The sequence below is a fragment of the Mesorhizobium sp. WSM4842 genome (assembly GCF_055901575.1).
In genome coordinates this window covers 2,054,558-2,073,487 of the sequence record NZ_CM148372.1, presented here as the reverse complement: position 1 = coordinate 2,073,487, position 18,930 = coordinate 2,054,558, and the positions used below count along the sequence as shown (strand labels likewise).

19 protein-coding genes, 1 tRNA gene and 3 pseudogenes are annotated in these 18,930 nt (G+C 60.6%); 13 read left to right on the top strand and 10 right to left on the bottom strand.

Features of this window, described 5'->3' with window-relative positions:
• Positions 1-23: 23 nt before the first annotated feature.
• Together AC0NIE_RS10015 and AC0NIE_RS10010 are read right to left on the bottom strand one after the other, a co-directional pair.
• Positions 24-1,025 carry a hypothetical protein gene (locus AC0NIE_RS10015; protein ID WP_473487996.1) on the bottom strand — a complete coding sequence of 334 codons (1,002 nt, stop codon included), beginning with the start codon at positions 1,023-1,025 and terminating at the stop codon, positions 24-26.
• A gap of 137 nt (positions 1,026-1,162) precedes the next feature.
• Complete coding sequence (locus tag AC0NIE_RS10010) at positions 1,163-3,541, bottom strand: DUF3604 domain-containing protein (protein ID WP_473487997.1); 2,379 nt, start codon at positions 3,539-3,541, stop codon at positions 1,163-1,165.
• Positions 3,542-3,768: 227 nt separating this feature from the next.
• On the opposite strand from AC0NIE_RS10010, the gene AC0NIE_RS10005 reads away from it, so the two are divergent.
• Both AC0NIE_RS10005 and AC0NIE_RS10000 read left to right on the top strand, forming a co-directional pair.
• Entirely contained in the window at positions 3,769-4,068 is a 300-nt protein-coding gene (locus tag AC0NIE_RS10005; protein WP_473487998.1) for a hypothetical protein, read from the top strand.
• A 387-nt stretch (positions 4,069-4,455) separates the two neighbouring features.
• Positions 4,456-4,665: a SlyX family protein gene (locus AC0NIE_RS10000; protein ID WP_473487999.1), complete on the top strand. Its 210-nt coding sequence runs from the start codon at positions 4,456-4,458 to the stop codon at positions 4,663-4,665.
• A 303-nt stretch (positions 4,666-4,968) separates the two neighbouring features.
• Here AC0NIE_RS10000 and AC0NIE_RS09995 read toward each other — a convergent pair whose 3' ends face one another.
• The 3 genes from AC0NIE_RS09995 to AC0NIE_RS09985 all read right to left on the bottom strand — a co-directional run bounded on the left by AC0NIE_RS09995 (position 4,969) and on the right by AC0NIE_RS09985 (position 7,231).
• A complete protein-coding gene (locus AC0NIE_RS09995) occupies positions 4,969-5,958 on the bottom strand; it encodes a BMP family lipoprotein (RefSeq protein WP_473488000.1) in 990 nt (329 codons plus the stop codon).
• Between the two features lie 210 nt (positions 5,959-6,168).
• A complete protein-coding gene (msrA, locus tag AC0NIE_RS09990; RefSeq protein ID WP_473488001.1) occupies positions 6,169-6,831 on the bottom strand; it encodes a peptide-methionine (S)-S-oxide reductase MsrA in 663 nt (220 codons plus the stop codon).
• 82 nt (positions 6,832-6,913) lie between these two features.
• The gene (locus AC0NIE_RS09985; RefSeq protein WP_473488002.1) at positions 6,914-7,231 is read right to left on the bottom strand and encodes a hypothetical protein; all 318 of its coding nucleotides are present in this window, start codon (positions 7,229-7,231) and stop codon (positions 6,914-6,916) included.
• Between the two features lie 414 nt (positions 7,232-7,645).
• On the opposite strand from AC0NIE_RS09985, the gene AC0NIE_RS09980 reads away from it, so the two are divergent.
• Positions 7,646-7,735 (top strand) — tRNA-Ser (locus AC0NIE_RS09980).
• A 323-nt stretch (positions 7,736-8,058) separates the two neighbouring features.
• The gene (locus AC0NIE_RS09975) at positions 8,059-8,391 is read left to right on the top strand and encodes a hypothetical protein (protein ID WP_473488003.1); all 333 of its coding nucleotides are present in this window, start codon (positions 8,059-8,061) and stop codon (positions 8,389-8,391) included.
• A 112-nt stretch (positions 8,392-8,503) separates the two neighbouring features.
• Here AC0NIE_RS09975 and AC0NIE_RS09970 read toward each other — a convergent pair whose 3' ends face one another.
• On the bottom strand, positions 8,504-8,731 hold the full coding sequence (locus tag AC0NIE_RS09970; protein WP_473488004.1) for a hypothetical protein: 228 nt from the start codon (positions 8,729-8,731) through the stop codon (positions 8,504-8,506).
• A 1,339-nt stretch (positions 8,732-10,070) separates the two neighbouring features.
• Between AC0NIE_RS09970 and AC0NIE_RS09965 the strand changes: the two genes are divergently transcribed.
• A complete protein-coding gene (locus AC0NIE_RS09965) occupies positions 10,071-10,496 on the top strand; it encodes a hypothetical protein (protein ID WP_473488005.1) in 426 nt (141 codons plus the stop codon).
• Positions 10,497-11,088: 592 nt separating this feature from the next.
• Here AC0NIE_RS09965 and AC0NIE_RS09960 read toward each other — a convergent pair.
• Positions 11,089-11,919, bottom strand: coding sequence for an ATP-dependent DNA ligase (locus tag AC0NIE_RS09960; RefSeq protein WP_473488006.1), 831 nt, complete (start codon positions 11,917-11,919; stop codon positions 11,089-11,091).
• A gap of 138 nt (positions 11,920-12,057) precedes the next feature.
• Here AC0NIE_RS09960 and AC0NIE_RS09955 point away from each other — a divergent pair, with 138 nt between their 5' ends.
• Positions 12,058-12,246, top strand: a complete 189-nt coding sequence (locus AC0NIE_RS09955; RefSeq protein ID WP_123151770.1) for a DUF3606 domain-containing protein — start codon at positions 12,058-12,060, stop codon at positions 12,244-12,246.
• A 250-nt stretch (positions 12,247-12,496) separates the two neighbouring features.
• Here the strand turns inward: AC0NIE_RS09955 and AC0NIE_RS09950 are convergent, their stop codons facing one another.
• The 3 genes and pseudogenes from AC0NIE_RS09950 to AC0NIE_RS09940 all read right to left on the bottom strand — a co-directional run bounded on the left by AC0NIE_RS09950 (position 12,497) and on the right by AC0NIE_RS09940 (position 14,640).
• A complete protein-coding gene (locus AC0NIE_RS09950) occupies positions 12,497-12,952 on the bottom strand; it encodes a YybH family protein (protein ID WP_473488007.1) in 456 nt (151 codons plus the stop codon).
• Between the two features lie 237 nt (positions 12,953-13,189).
• Positions 13,190-13,587, bottom strand: a pseudogene (locus AC0NIE_RS09945) (hypothetical protein).
• Between the two features lie 162 nt (positions 13,588-13,749).
• Positions 13,750-14,640 carry a LysR family transcriptional regulator gene (locus tag AC0NIE_RS09940; RefSeq protein ID WP_473488008.1) on the bottom strand — a complete coding sequence of 297 codons (891 nt, stop codon included), beginning with the start codon at positions 14,638-14,640 and terminating at the stop codon, positions 13,750-13,752.
• A gap of 122 nt (positions 14,641-14,762) precedes the next feature.
• Here AC0NIE_RS09940 and AC0NIE_RS09935 point away from each other — a divergent pair, with 122 nt between their 5' ends.
• The 7 genes and pseudogenes from AC0NIE_RS09935 (at position 14,763) to AC0NIE_RS09905 (ending at position 18,860) form a co-directional block, all read left to right on the top strand.
• On the top strand, positions 14,763-15,488 hold the full coding sequence (locus AC0NIE_RS09935) for an SDR family oxidoreductase (RefSeq protein ID WP_473488009.1): 726 nt from the start codon (positions 14,763-14,765) through the stop codon (positions 15,486-15,488).
• Between the two features lie 97 nt (positions 15,489-15,585).
• A pseudogene (locus AC0NIE_RS09930) lies at positions 15,586-15,974 on the top strand (carboxymuconolactone decarboxylase family protein).
• Between the two features lie 70 nt (positions 15,975-16,044).
• Positions 16,045-16,338 carry an Atu4866 domain-containing protein gene (locus AC0NIE_RS09925; protein WP_473488052.1) on the top strand — a complete coding sequence of 98 codons (294 nt, stop codon included), beginning with the start codon at positions 16,045-16,047 and terminating at the stop codon, positions 16,336-16,338.
• Between the two features lie 344 nt (positions 16,339-16,682).
• The gene (locus tag AC0NIE_RS09920) at positions 16,683-17,387 is read left to right on the top strand and encodes an outer membrane protein (protein WP_473488010.1); all 705 of its coding nucleotides are present in this window, start codon (positions 16,683-16,685) and stop codon (positions 17,385-17,387) included.
• A gap of 87 nt (positions 17,388-17,474) precedes the next feature.
• Positions 17,475-17,663 (top strand): annotated as a pseudogene (locus tag AC0NIE_RS09915) (Atu4866 domain-containing protein); the annotation flags it as partial.
• An 88-nt stretch (positions 17,664-17,751) separates the two neighbouring features.
• The gene (locus AC0NIE_RS09910; RefSeq protein WP_473488011.1) at positions 17,752-18,513 is read left to right on the top strand and encodes an NYN domain-containing protein; all 762 of its coding nucleotides are present in this window, start codon (positions 17,752-17,754) and stop codon (positions 18,511-18,513) included.
• A 122-nt stretch (positions 18,514-18,635) separates the two neighbouring features.
• A complete protein-coding gene (locus AC0NIE_RS09905; protein WP_473488012.1) occupies positions 18,636-18,860 on the top strand; it encodes a hypothetical protein in 225 nt (74 codons plus the stop codon).
• The last annotated feature ends 70 nt before the right edge of the window (positions 18,861-18,930 follow it).

Below are 18,930 nucleotides of genomic sequence, written 5' to 3'. Positions count from 1 at the left end.
GATCCAATCGTAAAGGCGGGGAGCTATTTGGCGTTCGCTTTGGCGGCGGCGGCACTCCGCAAATAGCTGATTACCGCGAACTGTGAGCCGGGGTCCTTGATCGTGTTGGACTTAAGGAGCTCGACATAAACGGTGTCACTGTCCCAGTAGCCCCAATCGGCGAGTTGCGGGGCGACGAAACCAGCCATCGGCCCGCGCTCGCCAATGAAGTCCTGGTATGCCGCAATCACCGCCTCACGCGGCACAGCCTGATCGGCATCGCCGAGGATGTTCAACGCGAGAAGCGCCGCCTCTATCTCCGGTAGCGTGCGCGTGTGGTCGGCGAAGTAGCTCGCCTCGATCCAGGCAATGCGCGACGGGCCGCGTAGCTCAAGATCAGCCGCGAGCATGGCGGAAAGGTTCGTGCTGTCGTGCATAGCCCGTGCCTCATCGATGCGCTGCTCCAGGCGGCTCGCGTCGGCGGTATGGCCCGCAAAGCCGAGGAGCAGCGTGTACGCCGCATGGCGCTGTGCCAGATGGGGATCGTCGAGCCAGCCTAAGACGCGATGCAGATCGATGCGCGATCTCACGACATCGAGCGCTGCGTATGGCGCCCTCGCAAGCTCGCCCCAAGCAATCTCGGCGGCCAAAGCATTGTCGTCCTCGAGATAGGGTAGAACCAGCGCAATTCGCTGTCGCCAGCCGGCCTCGCTCAGATTGAACGAGGTCTGGATGGTCAGCGGCCAAGTTCGTCGCGGGCGTTTGCCCTCGACTGAAAGGGTGGCGATGAGTTGCCGAAGCCAGCTCGCATACTCGACACCGATCGCTCCGACGTTCGTCCAGTCCGTCGAGATGACATGACGGAGAAGGAGCACCGGGCCAGTGCCCGGCGTCGTCCCTGCATCGGTCCCAGCGACTTTGTCGGCGATGACGTCGCCGGCGACATTCCCTTTGATCACTGCGACGACGTCATAGCCGCTCCCGTCAGGGAGTGGCACCGCGAGCACTGCCTCATCGGCCATGTCCAGCCGCAGGCCAACAGTCATCGACTGCCTGGCAGCGTCGTAGCAGAGAGGACAAGCGTTCGCCGTTGTCCCAGGGAGGAAGCAGAGCACGGCAGCGAGCGCCCAAACTAGGCGGCTACGGGCGAACGATATCCCCTCTCGCGACGACATCGGGTGCGTCACCGCAACTCGGGCGCGCTCGGACCGAACGGGTTGACCTCTGCCACGGCCGGGATGATTTCGTAGTTGGCGTAACCGAATTCGTTGCTGCGCGCGCCGAAGTACTTGTCGCCCAGCTGGTAAACTGCGACTTCGATCGGCGTGCCGGCGATCACGGTCACGAGCTTGCCGTTGTTTATGTAGTAAGGCTGCGTCAATCCGAGATAGCTGGCCTCCGGAGGATCGCCGACCACGCTTGGTTGCAGTGCGCTGCGCCCCGAGTGATAGATCTGCACTTGACCTTGGTTGACGGCAAGTTTCGAGGTGACGTAGCCCGGGTCGATGGGCGTCAGCGTCTTTCCCGACGAATCGGGCCCGGAAGCGCTGTACGTGATCTGATACTGGGTCCCGGTGACGTTGTTCTGTAGCCAGGGCGACTTGTCGACGATCAGAGCCGCGAGCGCCGCATCGTCGAGGGCCACCGCGCCCTGCTTTTCGAGGTCTGCGACCGTCCGGCCGGCACTGGCGAGCTTCTTTTCGTCGTCCGTCGGTGTGTACCAGATCGGCGAGCTCCACGCCCGTTCTTGGACGGTGGCGGGAACGACGTCAGGCGGCGCGATGCCGAGCTGGGCCGCTTGGATGGTCGTCCAACGGGGGGTCGGAATCTCAAGGACACGGGCATAGTAGAAGGCCGGCTCGCTCGCATCGAACTCTGGGTCCGTCCAAACGGTCTTGAGCTCGACCTCACCGATGGTATTGGTGTAGGTACCGCTACCGAGGTCGACGGTGCTGCCGATTGGGGGCACCACGCCCGTCCACTTGTCGGGCACGCGGTCACCCGCCCAGGCGACATCATAGACCTTCTCAAAGCTCTGGCCGCTCTTCGTCCAGCCCTTGACGATCTGGATACGATCGAGATTGCCGGAGGTCGGATCTTTGACCGCCCACAGAACGAACGTCGGGACAGAAGGAGCACCCAAAGGCCCAAGCTTCGGCGTCGGCGGCAGGTCGCCCCCCATTGGCACGCCGCGGTCGTAGCCAATCTTGACCCAATCCTTGTCCCCGAGCAGCACGGAGTCGTACTGCCAGCCGCCAAACAGGCGGACCTTGATGTGCGGACCGCTGACGGCGAATGTCTCCTTGCGTTGCATCGCGTTGAAGATCGACTCGCGCGTATTCTCCTCTGCCCACACGCCAGTCAGACCCGCGGTGCCCTCCAGGCGCGGATCGACGCCGCCGAACAGACGGCCCGACATGCGCCCCTCCATGTTTCCGTCGGCAGTCGCGTGGCCTCCGAAGAAATTGTCCTGGCGATAGGGCACGCCGGTATTGTGCGAGTCGGAGGCGGCACCAAAGCCAAACCTGTAAGGGTTGAACCCCTTGGTATCCTGGAGCGCAAGACCATCCTTGAGAGCCTGCCGGGCATAACTGCCCATGACGTGTGGAATGCGGCCTCCCGGATCACCGAGGAGGTATGTGAAAATCTCGAAGTTTGCGAACTCGTCATTGGGCGAGAGGAGGGGGTGGGTCTCCGACTGCCCCTTGAGCTGCTTGATCTCGATCAACGGCTCGTTGCGCATCCGGTTTTCCGCGTATGCCCTGTCGATCGGCCGCCCATGGAGATCGACCTCGGTTGGATACATGCGGCCGTCAGAAAGATTGGCATTGTGCGAGATTGCCAGGAGCTCGTTGCCGGCCTTCCGCTGCGCGTCCATCCACGTCCACAAATCGCCGGGGTCCGTTGAATCTAGGGCACTGAACGGCATTGCCGGCACGTGCGCACAATCCTTGAAGAAGATGTTGCGGTGGAGGTTCATGTTGTTGGGCATGGACGTCCACTCATAGCTGCAGAAAGCGGTGAACTTGCCGGGTTCATTGGCTTTGTTGGCGAGGTCGATGTTGTTGTCCCACACCGTATGAGCGATCTCGGTACTCATCAGCTCCTTGATCGGAGGGCCGCTCAGCAGCACCTTTATGGCGTAGAAGTAGACTCTTTGAATCTCTTCCGAACTGTTGTTCTTGAGGATCAGGGGCGCCGCTGCCGGCTCCTTGCTGACCGGCGAGTTGGGGTCATTGGCCAATTTGATCACACCGACATATTCGGAATGATCAGTCACGCCGGCGAAATCGAGCGGGGTATCTATCTTGATATCGTAGCCGAGCGGATGCTTGATCGTCTCGCCCTTGAAATACTTGTAGGCGTCACCAGGGTCGGTCAGTCGATTGCCCATGGTCCAGGCATCGAGCGACCAGCTGGTGTGGAGATGGGTCTCGCCGAAATAGGCTTCCCGGTCCGGGTTGCTTTGTGCCCGGGCTGGGGCGTTCGCGCCGATCAGTGACGTGACGGCGCTCGCGGTCAGAATAAACTTGCAAAGTTTACTAAAGAACGACGTCCGCATCACTTCCTCCCGAGTTCCCCTCGCGCCAGGGTGACCGTCCGTGTACGGCCGGGACAGCGCGGCATGTGCGTAAGTTCGGCCGAGCAGGTCACCACGCAAGCTCAGTGGGCCGAATAGTCCGCCGAAACCTGAACCCTGCATATTGTCCTTTGGTGAAGCGGCCGACGACCGCTTGGCCCCATCTAAAGGACGTTCGCCTCGAAGCACCGCCAAGTCCGAGTTGGGTCATGGGTGCGAGTTCGTCCGAGGGCGAGCGATCCTGGCCGCTGGTCACGGAGTTCTTCGACTATTTGCGCAAGGTCGGCATTGCGCCGGGATACCTTCAGGAGTTCCCCGGCCCCGTAAAGCACCTGCTTGTCTGGCTGGACAGGAACCACATCGGGCTCGATGCGGTCGACGGCGAGGTGGTGAGCCGGTTCCTGACACATAGCTGCAATTGTCCGCGACCGGCCGGCGAACGCTATCAGTCGCGCCACATGCACAGGCCGGTGTTCAAGGGATGGTGCCGCGCACGATCTCCAGATTGATGTCGCGATTGGCGCGCACGGCGCCAAAACTCTTGTTGATGCCGATCAGCTCGATTGCGGCTTGCGCCATGCAGCCTGTCCCACTTTTATTTTTTTATCGCTTGGTCAAAACGCCTAGCATGACGCCCCGTCTGTGCCAATTGGCCGGAGCAGCGTTCACTCTCGACAAATCACCGCGCGCTTGTCAATTTCGAACGTGCCGCAGCCTTCACATTCGCTATTGCACCGGCCCGAAAACCGGATTCGATTTTCGGAAAGCACGATGCGAAGATCGTAGGTGTTAGAGGGTAGTTTGGGCGTCCGATTGGACGCATGTCGCTCTAATGTGGCGAATCCCGAAATTCGCATCTCTTGAGAGTTGCGCAGCAAGAACCCGAGGTTTTTCAGATGACCATGCCCGCCGACCGGCTGACGACGCTGGAAATCCGCGCCGCCGAGCAGGAGAAGACCATCGAGGAACTGTCGGACCAGATCGCCGAGCAGTGGAAGGTGATCGAGCGCATGCAGCGCAAGCTCGATGCGCTGGCCGACCGCTTCCTGGCGCTGGAGGAGCAGAGTGCATCCGACGTGCCGGTGACCAAGCCGCCGCATTGGTGAGCTTGCGGATAAGAAAAAACCGCCGGGTTTCACCCAGCGGCGTCGATCAGATCGGCAATCTCGCGATCAATAGCAGGGCTATCGCAGGTGGAAAGCCGAGGCTTTCGCTCTACGATGTACCCCCACCCCTAACCCCTCCCCACAAGGGGGAGGGAGACTTCCGTTGGCGCTGACCTCGGCAAAATGGCTGTCTTTTCGGTGCCAAAGGGAAGTAAAGGCGCGCGGCAGCGTTCCCTCCCCCTTGTGGGGAGGGTTAGGGTGGGGGTCCACCTTCGCAAGAATCCAAATGCGATTGCCCCGCGATCAATAGGGGCAGGAATTGTCCGACATGTAGTCGTGCACCTTGATGGTGCCGGCAATAATGTCAGCCTTGGCCTTTTCGACCGCCGCCTTCATCGCGTCGTCGACAAGCGCCTTGTTGTTGTCGTCCATGGCGTAGTCGACACCGCCCTCCTTGAGGCCGAGATCGTTGATGCCGCCGGTGAACTTGTCGTTCTTGGCGTCCATGAAGGTGTTGTAGACGGCAACGTCGACGCGCTTGACCATCGAGGTCAGCACCTTGCCGGGCTGCAGGCCGTTCTGGTTGGAATCGACGCCGATGCCGAGCTTGCCGCCGTCGGCCGCTGCCTGCAACACGCCGACACCGGTGCCGCCTGCCGCTGCGTAGATCACGTCGGCGCCCTGGTCGATCTGCGTCTTGGCGATCTCGCCGCCCTTGGCCGGATCGTTCCAGGCTGCCGGCGTGTCGCCGGTCATGTTCTGGATGACATCGGTCGCGCCGGCCGCCTTGGCGCCGCCGACATAACCGCAGCCGAATCGGCGGATCAGCGGAATGTCCATGCCGCCGATGAAGCCGACCTTCTTCGACTTCGAAGCCATCGCCGCCATCACGCCAACGAGGTAGGAGCCTTCCTGCTCTTTGTAGACGACGGAGCGGACATTGGGCTTGTCGACGACCATGTCGATGATGGCGAACTTGGTCTCGGGAAACTCGACGGCGATCTTCTCCAGCGCATCTGCCCAGGAGAAGCCCGCCATGGCGATCGGATTGCGGCCGTCCTCGGCGAAACGGCGCAGTGCCTGCTCGCGCTGGGTCGCGTTGCTGACCTCGAATTCCACATAGGCGATGCCGGTTTCGGCCTTGAACTTTTCAGCGCCATTATAGGACGCTTCGTTGAACGACTTGTCGAACTTGCCGCCGAGATCGTAGAGAAGTGCTGGCTGAATGTCCGCGGCGAAGGCCGGAAGAACCATCGCAGTTGCGGCCAGGAGGCCGAGAACGATACGTTTCATGTGATCCACACCCTGTCGGTTATTTTTTCCGTTATGCACCGCCTGCCTGCCCGGTTCTCCGGCAGGCATGCGACATCAGACAGGAGTGTCTTCCTCCCGCTTCGGGCCAATCTGGCACGGCCCGAAACAAAATTCACGTGGAATTTTGACCTCTTGGAAAAGCTGTGGCGCCGCATGGCGGCGCCACGGATCATCGTCTCGCCGAAGGCCTCAAGCGGAGGCGGCCGCCGGGATGGCGCAGGTGACGCCGGTGCCCTGCAGATTGCAATAGCCGTAGGGATTCTTCGCCAGATATTGCTGGTGGTCTTCCTCGGCGAAATAGAACTCCGGTGCCGGCGCGATCTCGGTGGTTATCCTGCCGCGGCCGGCGCCGCGCAGCGAGGCCTCGTAGGCGTCGCGCGACGCGATCGCCGCCTGGTATTGCGCATCGCCAAACGTGTAGATCGCCGAGCGGTAGGTGGTGCCGACATCGTTGCCCTGGCGCATGCCCTGCGTCGGGTCGTGGCTTTCCCAGAACAGCTTCAGAAGCTGTGCATATGACACGATCTTCGGGTCGAAAACGACGAGCACGACTTCGGCATGGCCGGTAAGGCCGGTGCAGGTTTCCTGGTAAGTCGGGTTGGGGGTGACGCCGCCGGCATAGCCGACGGCCGTGACCCAGACACCCTCGACCTGCCAGAACAGGCGTTCGGCGCCCCAGAAGCAGCCCAGCCCGAACATCGCCGTCTCCAGCCCCTCGGGATACGGCCCCTTGAGCGGCCGCTTCGAGACGAAATGCTTGGATGCCGTCGGGATAGGCTTGGCGCGGCCCGGCAGCGCCTCGCCAGGCTTCGGCAGATTGAGTTTCTTGTTCAGCATGTCGCTGAGAAACATGTGCGGTCTCCCTTTCTCTTTGTTTGGGGCTTTCTCTTTGTTTTGGGGACGCCAGAAGGTCATCAACAACAAATCATCAGGTCTAGGCGAACCGCCCGGTCGGCCGCTCCCGCCTGTAGCCGATCAAGTAGAGAATGAAGGCAACCACCGCAAACACGGCGAAACCGGGCTGGTTGAGCACCCAGGCGACGGCGCCGTCCCACAGCAGCGGACCAGCCTTGTCGCGGACGAAGCTTTCGAAGGCGCTTCGCGTATCCGGCGAGACGGCGAGCCAGCTCGTGTTGAGCGGGGTCATGACCAGCGCGGAGGCCGCCACCGAGCGTGTCGCGTCGATCACCGCCATGATGACGGAAACCGAAAGCGCAACCAGTGCCGCGAGACGGAAGACGAAGCGGAACATCCAGACCTTACCTCCCCGGAAGCTTATCAGATGTCTGTATCGGCCTCATAAATAGGATCTGCGCACTTTATCCGCAATCGCGACACGCGAAGTTGAACCTACGCCGCCAGTTTGCGCCGCTGAGGCGCCAGTCGGCTAAGACGCCGCCGCCGATCGCGGCGATCGGCTACCAGGGCAGCGCTGGTGGCATGGCCAGAGCATCCTTATCCGACAAAGCGAATAGAGTGCCGTTATGGCTTGGCATTCGATGCCGGATCGACTAGATGAGCCCCGCACCTGTTGCTTTGACGGCTCAGGTGGGGGGAAAGGGTGTCCGCTGGTTGACGGCACCCACGGTGCGGAGTTCCGGACCGCAATCCCCAAGGGAGCCCCCAACCCGCGCGGTGAAACCGGCCGCGGCGAAAATGCTAAGACGGAGAGGTGGCCGAGTGGTTGAAGGCGCACGCCTGGAAAGTGTGTTTACGGGAAACCGTAACGCGGGTTCGAATCCCGCTCTCTCCGCCAGATATCAGATATCCAGTTAAGTATTTGTTGTCGTTGCGCTTTGTGAGTTGCGGCCTTTTTGTTCCTAACTCCGTTCCTAACGTCCACAAACGATGAAGCTCGGCCATCGTGCCGCCAGCCCCCTTTTGTTGACTTTGCTTAGGAATCGGAAGCTTCCCTCTACGCGGTGGGGGAAATAGCCATGACTGTTTGCGTTTGCGTCAAAGTAAACGAGTGCATGGTATTTGCTGCGGACAGCGCATCATCCTTCGACGGGTCCTGTCAGGGGCGCCTCTTGCGGGGGCGAAGCTTTTGAAGTTCAGTGTGCGCAGGGGGAAATCACCATGCGCAAACGCTACATTTTCGCGGCGGCAGGGACCGCGACCATCCTTTTAAGCGGCTGCTCCGGTTCGGGCTTAGGTATGCCTGGCTCACCGGCTTGGTTTGCCACCACACCGCAGGCGGAACAGGCAACCTATTTCCGGAACCGATGTGTCTCCTACGGCTTCGAGCCAGGAACCCCAGCCATGGCCCAATGCATCCAAAACGAGTCCATTTCGTCTCGCGGCAGGGCATCCGCTAGAGCAAATGCGGCGTTTACAAACATGCAAAACAGTCAGCCAAAAACGACGACTTGCAACCGCTTCGGTAACACCGTGAACTGCACGACATTTTGATACTTTGGGCAGTCCGCACCTATTGCGAACGCTCGACCGCAAATGTTGGCGCGTCACCGCCCTCGCCGGTCTGGCGGGGCTTCTGTCCTAGCCCACTGCGTTTGCCGCGATGTCAATCATTTCCGCACAAGTCGCAGAGCGCGCCGTCTGCCGCTTGGGCTTCGTTGACAGCCTGCTTCCCGAGCTTCGGGCGGACAGTCGGGGTTAACCAGTTCGCAAAGGACGGCGGCAGCATCTCGCAGAACCCCCTTATCTCATCCGGCGTCAGCTTCTCGAGACATCTCGCGGCTTCCAGAAGATCAACGACAAGATCATCGGCATGCGCGGGCACGTGCGGCATTTTGAAAACCCCAATGTGGACGGCAGATTAGACGCACTAACATAAGGTTTGGCAATCAACCGACGGTCGCGCTTTTGAACGGGCTACAGCAGCACGTGTGCTCATGGCGCCGATATAGCGCGGCGTGCGCGTCGCCAGCGCGCGTTTGGGCCGGCTTAAATTAGCAATCGCTCAGCACTGGTGCGATAACACCAGGAAGATGGGATTCACATTCGCCGCGTTCCGATCTAGAATCGCCCTATGGACACGGTGTTTGATGACCTTTTCCGAGCCCTCAGAGAGCCCCGTACAGACGTGCGGGCGCTGATCAGCGCCTTTGTCCTCGATCTCGGCGAAGCTCTTCACAGGCGTTGCTATCGGGCTGGGGATAGCCATCGGCATGGCGCTGGCCGGTTAGGTCCGCCTCGCGCGTCGGATCGCGAGGCGCAATCCGCGCCCGAGAAAGGGACGGGGAAATCCATCCCAGTCCGCTTCGATACGCTATTTGCAGTGGCGCCGGCAGACTCCCATCCTCCGCAATGGCCTGCCCCGGCCGGCTCTCTAGTCCTCATCCCCGAAACCCAGCAGTGATGCATGGCGTATGTGGCTGTGGTCGCCACGAAGATGCCTGACGCGCAGCTTCATCCCAGGCTTGACCCGCTGCGTCGCGGCCGTTTCTTTATGCCCTCGGGCGGCGGGCCAGCCTGCTCCTGAACACGCTTCCAGAGGCGATCCTTCATGTCGCGACCAAGGGTGATGAAGGCCGAACCGACATACTCCCCGGTGCCTGGCTCAGCCAGCAGGGCGAATGCAGCCTTGCCCCGTTCAAGAGACGCAAAAAAGCCCGCTAGCCGAAGCCAGCGGGCAATGGAAGATAGTCCAGGTTGGGGTCAAGCCCCGCCGGCTTCAATATTGACGTGTTCCATGAAGACAGCGCATCGTTCGAGCAGATGGAAAGCCGCCGGGCGGCGCCAGTTCCTGCCGCCTGAGGTCTGTGGAGCGTCAGTGCGGCGCAACACCCGCCAGGAGATATTTATAGCCGTGCGTCGTCATCCAGCGTGCGCGGGCGAGATGCGTCTCCCACGCCCTGAATGCCGCTCTGGTTCCTTCTCGGGATCGACGCTTCGCGCCGGTACGCCGCCGCCACTTCTCTGACCGATTGTCGTAGCGAGATATGTCCACGTCCCCTAGCTCCCGAGGAGAGAATGCGACCGGCGTGAGGAAGAGTCCAAAAGGGGGCGGCGTACCGAGTGAGGAGGCGGCATCGGCCTGCTCAATTGTGTTTTGACTATTTGGCTGCACGGGCGCGTATAATATCAGGTTCGCCCCGGTTGGGCGGACTAAACTCAGGGAGGATGTTATGAAGATGAATCGACGTAATGCTCTTGCCCTTGGTGCCACCTCGTTGGCGGCCCCGCTACTGGTCGCAAAGCCCACTTCGGTAGCGGCCAAGACCTACGGTCCGACTGATGGCAAAGAGATTTTTCCCGGCGTTCGACTCGTCGAACTGGGAACACGGGACTCCCATATCAAGGGGTACAAGAAAATCGCCATGGAAGACGTAGTGTATCAGCCAAAGGGAACTAGTCCGCTGGGTGATGTTATGGCTGACGACATGGTCTGCACGGTCACTGAAGGCGAGCTGCAAGTCACGGCCGGGGAAATGCAGTTCACGGCCAAGGAAGGCGACGTGTGGAGCTGCGGCAAGGGTAGCACGAAGGAGGCGGCGACGAACAACGGAACGGTGGTCGCTGTGATGCGGGTGATTAACCTGAAGGTTGCATAAAGTTGCCTGTGAAGATGGCCGGCGTCGCATGTGGACGAAGCTTCAAGGCCGTTTTAGCAATCCTGAAACAAAAGGCGGATTGGACCGTTTGCAATCTGCCAGCACTCTGGCGACTCCAGTAGACCCTCCCGCTGGCTTCGGCTGGCGGCTTTTTGCGGTGCGCCATGAGAGAAACGGCCCGATCGGGCGTCAACCCGCGTCGCTGGCAGTAGCTCGGCGATGCGGCGGCTTGAATCCAGTGGGAGCTGATCTACCCGAGCTTGTCAAATAGTGGGCGTTTGGCCGGGCCGGTGAACTTTGCGTTGTCGCGTCTTCGAGACACAAACGGCGTTCTAGTCTTCATCCCAAAAATCCTGCAGCGAGGCATGCCGATCTGAATTAACCTGCTACTGGTTAAAACTTGTGCGGCTTATAGCCCGGCCTTTTAAATGGAGGAAAACGCGGCCTCGACGAAGTCCCTGCCAAAAGTCGCATCATGGCCGATCATCCCCGGCTTGACCCCTGTGTCGCCGTCTCTTCATCCGCTCGGTAGCGCCGCGTGCCAAGGCTATCATCGAGACGGTCGAGCGGCTAAGCCGGTGTCCAAACGACGCTACTCCTCGTCACCGAAACCAAGCAGCGAGGCATGGCGTATGTGGCTGTGATCGCCGCGGAGATGCTTGATGCGCAGCTTGACGCCAGGAGCGACCCATTGCGTCGCCGGCCGCTTTTTCATGGCCTCTGGCGGCGGCCTGGCGTGGTCCCGAACCCGCTTCAACAGCCGCTCCTTCATGTCGCGGCCCAGGCTGATGAGGGCGGAACCGACATATTTCCCGGTGCCGGGCTGCGCCAAAAGGGCGAAGGCCGCCTTGCCAGGCTCGCGCTCGACGCCCAGCAGTTCGAATTCGTCGACCGTGAAGCTCTTGGTCTTCAGCCAGTTCGAGGTCGGGCCGCTGCGATATTTGCTGTCGGGGCGCTTCGAGACAATTCCCTCAAGCTCGACCTGCTCGACGAGATAGAAGACAGACTTCGCGTCACCAGGCATGGCCTCGCTGAACTGGATCCGGCTGTTCGGCTTGATGATGCCGTGGAGAATTTCGCGGCGCGCCTTGCAGCCGATGTCACGCAGATCATGGCCGTTCAGATGCATGATGTCGAATGCGACGAGATACATGCCATAGGGATTGTTGTGGACGGCGTTCTGGAGCGCGTTGAAGTCGGGCATTCCGGCCTTGTCGGTGATGACCGCTTCGCCGTCGATGATGGCGTTCTCGACCTCGAGCTCCCCCGCGGCTTCCACAATGCCCAGATATTTGCGCGTCCAGTCCTTGCCGGTTTTGGTGAAGACGCGAATATCTTCGGGGCTGTTGATGACGACCTGGGAGCGGTAGCCATCCAGCTTGATCTTATGAATCCAATTGTCACCCTCGGGCGGCTTGGCCACCAGTTGGGGCTCCATCGGAAGTATGAACTCTAGCCGGCCGGTGCCGGCACCTCCCCGCCTGCGCATGGAACCTAGTCTAGGTCACCGGCGTATATTAGCCATAGTTAACATAACGAAATTCAAAAAAGGACGTGCGATATGGCAGACGACAAAACCAAACGCGACTTCCGTGACCGCAGCAAGATATCGGCGGACGATGATTATGAGGTGAACTTTTTCGCTCTGCAGAACAACATCAGGCCGGAGCAGGTGCGCGAACTGATCCGCAAGCACGGCAACGATCGGGCAACCCTGACCGAGGCCGCGAAGGCATTGCCGGCACAATGATGACCAAACTTTCAGACCTGAGGCCGCCGATCGCCGGCTGGTCGTTGGCTATCCCGTACGATAGGCAGAAAAAGCCCGCGCCCCGTGGAGGGGAAGAGGACGCGGGCTGATCGGAGGGACGATCCGATCTTGCAGCATGTCTGCACAGGAAATAATGCCGCGGAAGCTGAACTTTCTAAGCCTTTGTTCCAACGCAAAAAACCTGCCGCACCTTTCGCCAAGCCGGTCAATGAGGCCTGGATATCAATCCCTATTGGGCCGCACCTAAATTCCAGATGTCCCGATGCAGGCGCCATGTCCTGTCGTCGCCCTTTTTCCAGACGACGATGTACTTGCCTGCAACGGTGGAGAGGGCGCCGTCTTTGCTCGGCACATCGAGCGTAAATGCGCCAACTTCGTAGGCGAGGTTCGCGCTCTCTTCCACTTCCACTGCCTTCAGGGTGAGATTCTTCATCCCGCCTTTGATCGCGCCCTGCCAGAATTCTTCCACGCCCTTGCGGCCATCGACGCGCTTGCCGTCGGGCGGCAGCACCGCAGCGTCCTCCGTATACAATTGACCCACCGCCGCCGCGTTTCCGCTGTTGAAGGCGTCCGTGAATTTCGTCAGCGCCGCTTCGATGTCCTCGCGAGCCGACTGGGCGGCCGCAGACAATGCAGAGGAAAGAAGCAGCACAGCAGCAAATGCAAATGACTTAACCAGTCTCATTTCGTCCTCCCTTTGCGTGATCGACATATCTATGAATAGCACGCCCAACCCGAGCGCGCCGCCGCGCCCGCTCAATCGGCCAGACCATGATGTATATTAGGCATATCTAAACCATGATTTACATTAGGCTTATCTAATATTATGGCGCAAGCGCCAGACGCTCTCAGCCCACAACCCCGATCGGCCCGCTTCCTCCGCCAGAGGCGCGCGCTTGGTTCAGCAAGGTCCCGACGCCGTTCAGTGTGGAACCGCAGGTATTCCCGAGACTGAGCGCGCCGTTTCGACGGAGAAGACCACGAAGGCAAAGATCAGCACGCTGACAGCGACGATCATCGAGCCCGTGGCGACGATCGGCTCGAGGGCCGGATTTCCATGCAGCATCACGTAGAGCCGGTAACATCACGACCAGGCCAAGATTGTAGACGCCGTAATGGACCATCGCGATCCTGCGGGCGGCTTTTGTCGGGTTCAGGGCGTAGTACCCCCCGGAATATTGCACTTGTGACCCATCCCAGAAGACTGATGTGTGCGTGAGCCGGGTAAGCACCGTGATTGCCTGAAATTGCCATCTGCAGGCCGGCTGCGATTCCCAAGATAAGAAAGACGATCGCTGTCTTGAAAAAGAGTTCCGAGATTTTCGGCTATCTTGTCCTCCCAAGCCGTTGCTGGCGGCCCGGCAGCCTATGGGGGTGACCGGCCAGCCACCGGGCCTGACCGGCTTGCGCCGGCTGACGAAAACATGCACTCACGCTAATGTAATTGCAACATCGACATGGTCGCCATACCGGCGAAAGACGCTAGCCATGACGCCGTAGGTGATCGACAAGGGCGCGCAGCTTCGGCGCGACGTTGCGACGGCTCGGATAATAGAGGAAGAAGCCGGCAAAGCGCGGGCAATAGTCCTCGAGAACTGGCACCAGCTCGCCCCGATCGATCCACGGGCGAAAGCTCTCCTCCATGCCGAAGGTGACGCCGGCGCCGGCGATGGCCAGCTTTATCATCAACGCCATGTCGTTGGTCGTGATCTCCGGCGCAACGGCGACGCTGAACTCCTTGCCGTTCTCGGCGAATTCCCAACGATAGGGCGCGACCTTCGGTGCGCGGCGCCAGCCAATGCAGCGATGGCCGGCGAGTTCCCTCGGATGCGAAGGGGCCCCGCACCGACCGCGATAGGCCGGCGCGCAGACAGCCAGCTGCCGCTCGTCACCGGCGACAGGCACCGCGATCATGTCCTGCTCGACCACTTCGCCGAGCCTGACGCCGGCATCGTATCCCTCGGCGACGATGTCGAATTCCTCGTCCGTCACCGTGATGTCGATCTGAACCTCCGGATGGGCTTCGGCAAAGCTCGCCAGGAATGGCCCTGAAAGAAAGCGCTCGGCGATCGACGAGACGGCGAGCCGCAACTGCCCGCGCGGACGCCCGCGCAGGTCCCCGGTGGTCTCCATCGCGGCGCGCATGTCGGCAATGGCGGGCGCTATCTCGGCGTAGAGGCGTTCGCCAGCCTCGGTCAGGCTGACGCTTCGCGTCGTGCGCTGGACAAGAGCGATACCGAGCGTCTCTTCCAGGCGCTTCATCGTCTGGCTCACCGCCGAGCGGGTGACGCCCATGCGGTCCGCAGCCGCGCGAAAGCTCCGCTCCTCGGCCACGAGGGCGAACACCGCAAGCGCATTGAGATCCGGCTGCATTGGTTAGCTGTTCTTTCCATGCTGCGAACAAATGGTCGTCTTATCGCAACAGTGGAACAGATCCATCTTGGTGGCAACCGCCTGCATGGCGGTTCGCAAGATCAACCAGACGGAGACGAAACATGTCCCTCAACAAAGTTGTGCTCATTACCGTGGCTTCGAGCGGCATTGGCGCCGCCATCGGCCGGGAGCTCGGTGCTGCCGGAGCAAAGGTCATGCTCGGTGCGCGCCGCACCGATCGGCTGGACACGCTCGCAGAAGAGATCAGGGCAAACGGCGGGGAGGCAATGACACGCCGCCTGGACGTGACCGACCGCGCCGATGTCGCCGCCTTTGCCGAAGCGGCGCGCCGGGCCTGGGGACGCGTCGACGTGATCGTCAATAATGCCGGCGTCATGCCGTTGTCGCTGATGGCGTCGATGAAAGTCGATGAATGGGACCGAATGGTCGACGTCAACATCAAGGGCGTGCTCTACGGCGTTGCCGCGGTGCTGCCGGAGATGACGGCCCGAGGCTCCGGCCACGTTGTCAACATCGCCTCCATCGGCGCGCTTTCGGTGTCGCCGACAGCCGCTGTCTATTGCGCAACCAAACACGCGGTCCGCGCGATCTCCGATGGCTTGCGGCAGGAGCACGACAACATCCGCGTCACGTGCATCCATCCCGGCGTGGTCGAGAGCGAACTCGCCGACACGATCACCGATCCGGTGGCGGCGGCAGCGATGAAGACTTATCGCGCCATTGCGCTGCAGCCCGACGCGATTGGCCGTGCCGTTCGCTTCGCCCTCGAACAGCCGGACGATGTCGACGTGAACGAGATCGTCATACGACCGACAGCCAGCAAGTAGGGAGGCAACAATGGATTTTCGTTTTCACAGCTCGTATAGCGCGATTGCCGTCGCGTTGCTGCACGGCGCGGTCCCTCAAACCGCCAAATCGCAGACGATGGAAGAGCGACTGCAACGCGGCGATGCCGTCGTCAGGAGCCTGAACAATGGCGCTCCGCAGCCTGCGCTGGAACGCAGAGACAGGAGTTTCCGTTTCTGGCCTGAGCAACCCAAGGCTATGCGCTCGGCGACGTCCGGTCCCGTCCGGGGCTCGACAACCGCACACGCCAACTCGCCGCCGTCGCGGTATTCGCAGCCATGGGCGAGACTGCGTTCATAAGAATTCATGCCGGTTATGCGCTCAATATCGGCGTGTCCGAGGAAGAGCTGAAGGAAGTCATCTACATGGTGACGGTTCCGGCCGGATTCCCCCGCGCGATCGCAGCATCGCAAGCGCTCTCCGAGCTGTTCACCGAGCGTCGCGCCGCTCCCGGCAAACAGCCCTGAGGAGCTGTCCATGAAACAGATTTCGATACTTGCCGCTGCCGTGCTTGTTGCCGGGGCGGCCGTCTTACCCATGCAGAAAGGTCACGCCCGGATGAATGTCGAGCAAAATACAGTTACCCAACCTTCGGCAAGCCATCCCTATGTCGGGATGTGGGTCACGGCCGATGGCCATATCCGCCACGACTTGCTTCCAAACGGTCGCTATGACGAAGCGCGCGGAAGCCGTGAGAGCGCGTACCAGGGGCGCTATGAGATCCGAGGAAATCACATCGACTATTGGGACGACACCGGCTTTACCGCTGACGGAACGTTCATTGGCGGCGTGCTGCATCACGCCGGTATGATCTTGTATCGGGAGAAGTAGTGACGTTCGTCGAGTCTCGACAAAAACGTTACCGCTGCACCATATGTCATTGGTGCGAAGCCGGTCTCCCGGCGCACCTGTCACCGTACTGCTCGCGCCTGGCGTGCAGATAACGCCTGCCTCCTTCCCGCCGCATTTCGCACACGCGCTGCTGCAACTCACATACAGCGACTCCTCGGCGGTCAGGAAGTCGGCAAGAGTCACGCGCGCAAAAAGGAACCAGGATCACCGCCACAACCGAACGGTGCATTTGCCTCCGTGTGTTGCGCCGCAGTTACAGTTAAGCCACAACCTTTTGTGGTAGTCCATTCTTGGTCACTTCCTTTTAACACAGGCATCAGTCCATGAAGAAAATCGTGTTTGCCACTACGTTCCTTTTCAGCGGTGCGGCCTTGGCCCTGCTTCCGGTTCCGGCCTTCGCGGCCGATGCAATTGTTTACGAGCCCGCGCCGGCTGCGGCCGTTGCCTACGACTGGAGCGGCCTTTATATCGGTGTTCAGGGCGGCTATCTCTGGGGGCAGGCAGATCACAGCTACTCCAACGGTGCGCCAAGTGACGATTCCGATCCCGATGGCTTCATTGGTGGCGTCCATGTCGGGTACAATTGGCAATCCGGTTCTTTTGTCTACGGTGTCGAGGGTGATTTCGAAGGCGGTAGCGTGGATGGCAGCTTCGAAAACACAGCCGGACTGACATCTGTTGGAACCAGCGAATTGAACTGGCAGGGCTCGATCCGCGCAAGGCTCGGCTACGCATACGATAAGGCGCTTCTCTATGTTACCGGCGGCTGGGCGATTGGCGATTTCGACTTCGGTGGCGGCCCCTTCCCGCTTCCTGTCAGCGGGGACTATTCGGATACGCTCAACGGCTGGACGATCGGTGCCGGCGGCGAGTGGGCCTTCAACGAACATTGGACCGCGCGACTGGCGTATCGGTATACAGACTTCGGAGAAGCCTCGGGCAATTTGGCTCCGGGATTCCCGGATGTCGATATGCCGGTTGACCTAACCACCCACGCGGTGAGGGTCGGCGTCAGCTACAAGTTCTGATCCTTTGGGGACGCAAGGGAAACCCCGGCCTAGCGGCCGGGGTTTTCGTTTGGGCTCGAATAGCTATCACCGCCTCAACATCCGCACCGCCACAACTTGCTTCCAAACGGTCGCTATGACGAAACGCGCGGAAACCGTGAGAGCGCATACCAGGGCCGCTATGAGATCCGAGGAAATCACATCGACTATTGGGACGACACCGGCTTTACCGCGGACGGAACGTTCATTGACGGCGTTCTGCACCAGGCAGGCATGATCTTGTATCGGGAGAGCTAGCCGACGTTCGTCGAATCTCGATAAAAAGGTTTCGCATCGTGCCGCTGCACCATATGTCATTTGGTGCGACGCCAAAAAGGAGCCCACCTTGCCTACCGAACCACGTTCTCCACGGCTTGCAGTGCTGATCGACGCAGACAATGCCTCGGCCAAGATTGCCGACGGGTTGTTCGAGGAAATCGCAAAGATCGGCGAGGCGAGCGTTCGTCGCATCTATGGCGATTTTTCCAGCACCCGTTCGAAGGCATGGGCCGATGTGCTGTCGAAGCATGCGATCATCCCGCAGCAGCAATTCGCCTACACCACCGGCAAGAACGCATCCGACATCACGCTCGTCATCGACGCGATGGACCTTCTCCACAGCGGGCGGTTCGAAGGCTTCTGCCTGGTGTCGTCCGACAGCGATTTCACCCGCCTTGCAGCTCGCATCAGGGAACACGGGATCGACGTGTATGGGTTTGGCGAGCAGAAGACACCGGAGAGTTTCCGGCAGGCATGCCGCCGGTTCGTATACACCGAGAACCTGCTTGCGACCGCACCAGCCAACGCTCAGGATGCGGCGCCGACGAAATCTTTGCAGCCGCCCAGCGCCGCGACGCCGATCATCACCAAGGTCATTTCACAGATGGGAAACGAGGACGGCTGGGTGCCGCTCGGCATCGTAGGCAATCAGCTCGCCAATCTGGCATCGGACTTCGATCCGAGAACCTTCGGCTTTCGCAAGCTGAGCGATCTCGTGCGGAAGACCAATGCCTTTGAGATCGATCATCCCGAGGGCGGAGCGATGCGTATAAGGGTCAAGCCAGCTGCGAGGAGCCGAGAGAAATCGAAGTCGGCAGCGTCGCGCTGAGCCTGCAAAAAGGCAACTGTCCCCGGTCCGATTGGCCTCTGGTCGGACCACTATTTCGCTGGCGGAAACCGCCATTCGGCGTATCATTCTCGTCGGAGGGGGGTTCATGGCGGAGGAGGCCGATGAACATCGTTTCGAGAGTGCCTGTCGTGACGGCCCAGGAACTTGTTTCATCTGCGCTTTCAAAATTTCGCGCTGGCGACACCATATCGACCAGAGCCGCAATAGACGCCATCCGCCGGGCAGCCCCGGCTTGTGAGGACAGCGACGACCATCTGGTCGAGCTTGTCGTGATGACCGCAATTGGTAGGACCATGGGGGTCGTGTTCGACCATCGGTCCCGCTAATGCATGTCGCCCTGCGCCCAATCAGCTTGCGCACTGTCGGAACTAAAGCGCGTCGCGTTTGATCGGCCTC

Coding starts and splice junctions, on each gene's coding strand:
- AC0NIE_RS10015 (WP_473487996.1), bottom strand. CDS start 1,025: ATGACTGTTGGCCTGCGGCTGGACATGGCCGATGAGGCAGTGCTCGCG.
- AC0NIE_RS10010 (WP_473487997.1), bottom strand. CDS start 3,541: ATGCGGACGTCGTTCTTTAGTAAACTTTGCAAGTTTATTCTGACCGCG.
- AC0NIE_RS10005 (WP_473487998.1), top strand. CDS start 3,769: ATGGGTGCGAGTTCGTCCGAGGGCGAGCGATCCTGGCCGCTGGTCACG.
- AC0NIE_RS10000 (WP_473487999.1), top strand. CDS start 4,456: ATGACCATGCCCGCCGACCGGCTGACGACGCTGGAAATCCGCGCCGCC.
- AC0NIE_RS09995 (WP_473488000.1), bottom strand. CDS start 5,958: ATGAAACGTATCGTTCTCGGCCTCCTGGCCGCAACTGCGATGGTTCTT.
- msrA (WP_473488001.1), bottom strand. CDS start 6,831: ATGTTTCTCAGCGACATGCTGAACAAGAAACTCAATCTGCCGAAGCCT.
- AC0NIE_RS09985 (WP_473488002.1), bottom strand. CDS start 7,231: ATGTTCCGCTTCGTCTTCCGTCTCGCGGCACTGGTTGCGCTTTCGGTT.
- AC0NIE_RS09975 (WP_473488003.1), top strand. CDS start 8,059: ATGCGCAAACGCTACATTTTCGCGGCGGCAGGGACCGCGACCATCCTT.
- AC0NIE_RS09970 (WP_473488004.1), bottom strand. CDS start 8,731: ATGCCGCACGTGCCCGCGCATGCCGATGATCTTGTCGTTGATCTTCTG.
- AC0NIE_RS09965 (WP_473488005.1), top strand. CDS start 10,071: ATGAAGATGAATCGACGTAATGCTCTTGCCCTTGGTGCCACCTCGTTG.
- AC0NIE_RS09955 (WP_123151770.1), top strand. CDS start 12,058: ATGGCAGACGACAAAACCAAACGCGACTTCCGTGACCGCAGCAAGATA.
- AC0NIE_RS09950 (WP_473488007.1), bottom strand. CDS start 12,952: ATGAGACTGGTTAAGTCATTTGCATTTGCTGCTGTGCTGCTTCTTTCC.
- AC0NIE_RS09940 (WP_473488008.1), bottom strand. CDS start 14,640: ATGCAGCCGGATCTCAATGCGCTTGCGGTGTTCGCCCTCGTGGCCGAG.
- AC0NIE_RS09935 (WP_473488009.1), top strand. CDS start 14,763: ATGTCCCTCAACAAAGTTGTGCTCATTACCGTGGCTTCGAGCGGCATT.
- AC0NIE_RS09925 (WP_473488052.1), top strand. CDS start 16,045: ATGCAGAAAGGTCACGCCCGGATGAATGTCGAGCAAAATACAGTTACC.
- AC0NIE_RS09920 (WP_473488010.1), top strand. CDS start 16,683: ATGAAGAAAATCGTGTTTGCCACTACGTTCCTTTTCAGCGGTGCGGCC.
- AC0NIE_RS09905 (WP_473488012.1), top strand. CDS start 18,636: ATGAACATCGTTTCGAGAGTGCCTGTCGTGACGGCCCAGGAACTTGTT.